This is a genomic window from Methanopyrus sp. (assembly GCF_053997775.1).
In genome coordinates this window covers 1-5,783 of sequence record NZ_JBMXXF010000017.1, presented here as the reverse complement: position 1 = coordinate 5,783, position 5,783 = coordinate 1, and the positions used below count along the sequence as shown (strand labels likewise).

General features: G+C 71.1%; 5 protein-coding genes. 3 read left to right on the top strand and 2 right to left on the bottom strand.

The annotated features are described in order from the left end of the window. Positions 1-3: 3 nt before the first annotated feature. The 3 genes from fdhF (at position 4) to fwdF (ending at position 4,192) form a co-directional block, all read left to right on the top strand. Positions 4-1,839, top strand: a complete 1,836-nt coding sequence (fdhF, locus tag ACXJJV_RS02605) for a formate dehydrogenase subunit alpha (RefSeq protein WP_456466624.1) — start codon at positions 4-6, stop codon at positions 1,837-1,839. A gap of 7 nt (positions 1,840-1,846) precedes the next feature. Beyond that, entirely contained in the window at positions 1,847-2,974 is a 1,128-nt protein-coding gene (locus ACXJJV_RS02600) for a Coenzyme F420 hydrogenase/dehydrogenase, beta subunit C-terminal domain (RefSeq protein WP_456466623.1), read from the top strand. A gap of 147 nt (positions 2,975-3,121) precedes the next feature. Beyond that, the gene (fwdF, locus tag ACXJJV_RS02595) at positions 3,122-4,192 is read left to right on the top strand and encodes a tungsten-dependent formylmethanofuran dehydrogenase subunit FwdF (protein ID WP_456466622.1); all 1,071 of its coding nucleotides are present in this window, start codon (positions 3,122-3,124) and stop codon (positions 4,190-4,192) included. A 146-nt stretch (positions 4,193-4,338) separates the two neighbouring features. Here the strand turns inward: fwdF and ACXJJV_RS02590 are convergent, their stop codons facing one another. Together ACXJJV_RS02590 and ACXJJV_RS02585 are read right to left on the bottom strand one after the other, a co-directional pair. Then, a complete protein-coding gene (locus ACXJJV_RS02590) occupies positions 4,339-5,055 on the bottom strand; it encodes a hypothetical protein (RefSeq protein WP_456466621.1) in 717 nt (238 codons plus the stop codon). After that, a partial coding sequence (locus ACXJJV_RS02585) for a hypothetical protein (protein WP_456466620.1) occupies positions 5,046-5,783 on the bottom strand: 738 nt, incomplete at its 5' end. The genes ACXJJV_RS02585 and ACXJJV_RS02590, both read right to left, overlap by 10 nt.

Below are 5,783 nucleotides of genomic sequence, written 5' to 3'. Positions count from 1 at the left end.
GAGCTGCGTGAGCTCTCGTGGAGCCGGGCGCTCGAGGAGGTGGCGGAGGCCCTCGGGTCCTACGGGCCGGAGGAGGTGTACTTCGTCACCTCGGCCAAGGCCACGAACGAGGACAACTACGTCGGGCAGAAGCTGGCCCGCGCGCTCGGGACGAACAACGTGGACCACTGCGCGCGGCTGTGACACGCCCCGACCGTGGTCGCGCTGTCCGAGGTCTTCGGGTCGGGGGCGATGACCAACTCGATCCCGGACCTCGCCGAGGCGGACTGTTACCTGGTCGCGGGCTCGAACACGGCGGAGCAGCACCCGATCGTGTACCGTAGGATCGTGGAGGGGGTCGAGGACGGCGCCGACCTGATCGTGCTGGACCCGCGGCGCACGCTGGTGGCGGAGCTGGCGGACCTGCACCTGCGGGTGCGACCGCGGTCCGACCTGGTCGTGTTCCTGTACATGGCCCGGGTGATCCTGGAGGAGGGGCTGCACGACGAGGAGTTCATCGAGGAGCGGACCACCGGGTTCGAGGCGTTCGCGGAGCACGTCCGCGGGGCGGTCTCGGAGGAGGACGTCCGGAGGATCGCCGGGGTGGACCCGGAGGACGTCCGGGAGGCGGCCGTGCGGTACGCGGAGGCGGACCGGGGCTGCATCGTCTACTGCATGGGGCTCACGCAGCACGACATCGCCTGCCGGACGCTGCGGGCCCTCTGCGCGCTCGCCCTGCTGACGGGTAACGTGGGCCGACCCGGCACCGGCGTCAACCCGCTCCGTGGGCAGAACAACGTGCAGGGCGCCTGCGACGTGGGCGCGCTGGCCACGCACTTCCCCGGGTACCGGCGGGTCGGTCCGGAGGCGGCGGAGGAGCTGGCCCGGCTCTGGGGGTTCGAGGCGCCGGAGGAGCCCGGGCTCCGGCTCCCGGAGGCGTTCGACTCGGACGAGATCGCGGCGATGTACGTCTTCGGTGAGAACCCGGCGGTCTCGGAGCCGAACTCGCGCCACGCGGTCAGAAAGCTCCGGAACCTGGAGTTCCTCGTCGTGCAGGACCTGTACCTGACGGAGACGGCGGAGCTGGCGGACCTGGTCCTGCCCGCCGCCGGCTGGGCGGAGCGCACGGGCACCTTCACGGCGACCGACCGGCGCGTCCAGCTCTCGGAGCGGATCGTGGACCCACCGGGCGAGGCCCGACCCGACTGGTGGATCCTCGAGGCGGTGGCCCGACGGCTGGGGCTCAAGGGCTTCGGCCACCGGTCCCCGCGCGAGGTCTTCGAGGAGATCCGGCGCGTCATCCCGCAGTACCGGGGGATCACGTACGACCGGCTCCGACGGCGACCGGGCGGCATCCACTGGCCGTGCCCGAGCGAGGACCACCCGGGAACGCCCATCCTGCACGCCGAGGGGTTTGCCACCGAGGACGGGCGGGCCCGGTTCCCGAGGCCCGAGGACGTGGAGTACCGGGAGCCGGAGCGAGACGTGGACGAGGAGTACCCGCTGATCCTCACGACCGGGCGCGTGTACGCGCACTACCACACGAGGACGATCACGGGGCGCTCCCGGCTCCTGAACGACGAGGTACCGGGGTCGTTCGTTGAGATCCACCCGAGGGACGCGGAGCGCTACGGGGTGAGGGACGGCGAGGAGGTGATCGTCGAGACGCCGTACGGCAGGTGGCGGTGCCGCGCGCGGGTCACCGATCGGGTGCGGGAGGGCGTGATCTTCACGCCGTTCCACTTCGGGGAGAACGCGCTGACCCCGCCGGACGTCCTCGATCCGGAGGCGGGGATCCCGGAGTACAAGCGCGTCCCCGCGCGCGTCCGCCCCGCGCCCCGGTCGACCCGGAGGGGGTAGGGGGACCGTGACCGAGGTGCGGGTCGGCGGGTGCTACCTCGCCCGGTCCACGGACGAGGGGACCGTGGAGGAGGCCGCGTGCGGCGGGGTCGTGACGGAGCTGCTGCGGTACGCGCTGCGGGAGGACCTGGCGGACGTGGCCGTCTGCGTGGAGCGAGGCGCCGACGCGCTGGACGGGCGACCCATCGTCGTAGACGACCCGTCGGAGGTACCCTCCGGCTCCTACCACTGCGCCCCCGTCCAGCTGGCCCGGCTCGTGGCCGAGCTGCACCGGGAGGACCCCACGCTCCGCGTCGCCGTCACCTGCCGTCCCTGCGACGCCCGAGCGCTGGACCGGCTGGCCGAGCGCGACCTCGTAAACCCGGACCGGGTGTACCGGATCGGCCTCAACTGCGGCGGTACCTTCGAGCCGAGGGTCGTGCTGGAGATCCTGGAGGAGCGCGGCGTGGACCCGCTGGACGTGGAGCGGGAGGAGGTGGCCAAGGGCAACCTGATCACCGAGCTTCGAGACGGCGAGGAGATCAAGGTCTCGATCGACGACCTGGAGGAGAGGGGGTCCGGGAGGCGGGAGAGCTGCCGCCGGTGCGACGAGAACATCCCGGAGCGCGCGGACCTGGCGTGCGGCAACTGGGGCGTCCCGGACGAGATGATGGGAGAGTGGACGTTCGTGGAGGTCAAGACGGAGGACGGGCGCGACCTGCTGGCCGGCGCCGTGAAGGACGGGGCGGTGGAGGTGCGGGAGGCGCCCGAGGGGTCGGTGCGGGTCCGGGAGAAGATCGACGAGATCATGCGGAAGATGGCCCGCTCCTGGCGGGAGAGGACGCTGGACGAGGATCACCTGGCGGAGGCGCTGGAGGCGCTCGACCGGTGCATCAAGTGCCGGAGCTGCCGGCAGGTGTGTCCCGTGTGCGCGTCGTGCGAGGAGGGCTGCTGGGCCTTCGCCGGCCGGGAGTCGGTGACGCCCACCCCCGTCTGGCACGCGCACGTCGCCCAGTGCGTCGCCCTGTACTGCGTCGAGTGCGGGGCCTGCGAGACCGCCTGCCCCGCCGAGATCCCCCTGACCCGGATCTACGGCGTCCTGCGCGAGCGGCTCCCCGACCTCCTAGAGCGGTTGGCGGGGCGGGCGGAGGGGTAGGCCCGCCCCTCTTTTTTCGGGCCGGGGTTGCGCGGCGCGCAAGTACCCCGTAATAAACCTTACCATGCCCCGGCTCCCGACACCGCGATTTATAAGACGAGGGAGCACGATGGGTGGCGCAGCTCACCGGAGTTGGGGGTCGCGCAAATGACGGACGGGCTCCAGCCCGTGAAGGAGGTCTCCCCGCCCACCCTGCGGATCGTGCGCGAGGGCGCGGAGACGCGGGAACTCGTCGTGAACATGAACCGGTGCGCCGCCTGCGGGCTCTGCGAGCGGGCCTGCCCCGTCGACGCGATCACCGTCGAGAAGCCCTCCACCGTCGCGCGCAAGGGCGCCGACCCCATCGACGTGGACGAGGAGACGTGCGCCCTCTGCGGCATCTGCGCCCTCGTCTGCCCGTACGACGCGATCACCCTGCTCATCGACGGCGAGCCCGCCACCGAGCACGGCCTCCCCAAGCTCCCCAAGGACGTCGCGATCGACGAGGAGCGGTGCGTGTACTGCGGGCTCTGCGCGGACACCTGCCCGCAGGACGCGATCACCGTCGAGCGCGAGGTCCCCACGCCCGGTGACCTCGTCATGGGCGAGATCGACATCGACGAGGAGAAGTGCATCTACTGCAAGGCCTGCGAGGAGGCCTGCCCCGCCGACGCGATCACCGTGAAGCGCCCCACCCCCAGCGCCGCCGACCCCGAGCCCGAGTTCACCATCGAGGTCGACGAGGACCGGTGCGTGTACTGCGGCGTGTGCATGCGCACGTGCCCCGAGGACGCGATCAAGGTCGGCTGCAAGATCTGCTACGGGACCACCCGCGGCGAGCTGCCCGAGAAGGGCGAGGTCAAGGGCGAGATCCACGTCGACAGGGCCCGCTGCGTGTACTGCTCCTGGTGCGAGCAGGTCTGCCCCGTCGACGCCATCGAGGTCACCAAGCCCTACCAGGGCCGCATCGAGATCGACGACGAGGAGTGCGTCGGCTGCGGCCTCTGCGTCGAGATCTGCCCGTGCAACGCCCTCGAGTTCGAGAAGGGCGGCACGGCCGGCAAGACGCGGATCGTCGTCAACCCGGACGCGTGCGCCTACTGCGGCGCCTGCGCCCGCGCGTGCCCGGTGGACGCGATCACCGTCGAGCGCGAGGACGTGACCGTGATGCCGGACCTACCCACCAAGGCCTGGGAGCGCGCCCTCGACCGCGTCCTGGGCCCGACGGAGAAGGAGTAACCCCTTCCCACGCCCCCCCTCGGAATCGTTACGAAACACAGAACGATTTCGGGCAAGCCCCAAACCCGACCACCCGACCCCAACCCCCGGGATGAGGACAGCGGTGGGCACGGAGCGGATGAAGAGCCCCAGCCCCATACCGACCGCTACCTCTCCCCCGGACGCACCCCGACGCGCTCCTCCACCACCCGCTCGATCAACTCCCCCCGCCTGACCCGAGAGTAAAGCCCCTGCCAGCCACCGTCCTCACCCTCCCACCACTCACCGAACCCGTCCAACCGCTCCGACAACCACGCGCAGAGACACAGCCCCAGCAGCCGCGCCGACCGCTCGTCCCACGCCCGCCGGAACCCCTCCGACAACCGCTCCGCCGCCTCCCCGAGCCCCCTCAACAGCACGTCGGCCGCGTCCTCCAACACCGCCAGCGCGACGAGCCCCCGAACCGGGTGCACGTCCAACCGCCGGTACACCTCCCTCAGCGCGGCCACCGGCCCCTCCCCGTCGACGCCCCAGCACGCCAACGTCGCCTCCGGCGAGAGCGCCGGCAGACCGTACGTACCCCGACCCTCCACCAGCTTGCGCAGCCGCTCCACGAGCGACGACTCAACCTCATCCAGCCCCAGGACCCCCCGGAGCGCCTCCCAGGGCGAGTCCACCCCCGACCTCAGCGCCGAGCGCCGGAAGACCGAAGCCACCCGCGCGACCGCCTTTCCCACCGGCCAGACCTCGTCCACCCGCCGGATCAGCGTCCTCCCCTCGGCCCTACGATCGTCCAACACATCCCGGGCCGCCCCGACCACCGCCCTGGCCCACTCCTCGTCCACGCCGAAAACCCGGGGCGACCCCTCCAACCTCAACTCCACCCGTCAGCAACCCCCCGCACGTGATCCCTCGCCTGCCACGCCAGGTACACCAACCTCGCAACGTCGCGGAACCTACCCTCGTACTCGGGCCGCCGAGAACGGCGCATACGCAGCGGGATCCCGGCGTCGGTCGCGCTCTGAATGACCGGAGCGTTCTCCACGTCCACCACGTCGACGCTCCCATGAACGTCCCGAAGCACCCGATTAAGCCGCTCCACGAGCTTCTTCCACTCACAGGTGCCCCGAGGCCACACCTTGTTCAGCACCACCACCCGAACGTCCAGACCCCCGTCGGACAGAAACCTCCGAACCTGCCTGACCGAGCGCGGATCCGTCACGGGGATAACGGTGTCGCAGGCCTGAAGCACCCTACGCAACCACTTCGCCTCGACGTTCATCGGCGGGGTGTCCACGAAGGCGATCGGGGGCCGCGCGTCCCCATCCCCCTCGCGCACCAGGTCGTGCACCCAAGCCACCAACCGCCGAATGTGCCTCCGATCGGCGACACGCTGGTAGTTCTGACGGGCCGGCACGGCCAACAACGCCGTACCCAGGCCCGGGGCCCGCTCGTCGAGCAGATCCTCGAACCCGTCGGGCTCCAGCTCGACGCGATGCACCTCGAACCCCTCCACCACCCCCACGTGCCTCAACCTGAACGGACCCTCCTCGAACAACATCTTCAGGGTGACCCCACCGGAGCGCCTGTGCCCCTGCGGGTCAAAGTCTAT

What these genes read in the sequence shown, in the direction of transcription:
- fwdF (WP_456466622.1), top strand. Translation starts at nt 3,122, where the DNA reads ATGACGGACGGGCTCCAGCCCGTGAAGGAGGTCTCCCCGCCCACCCTG.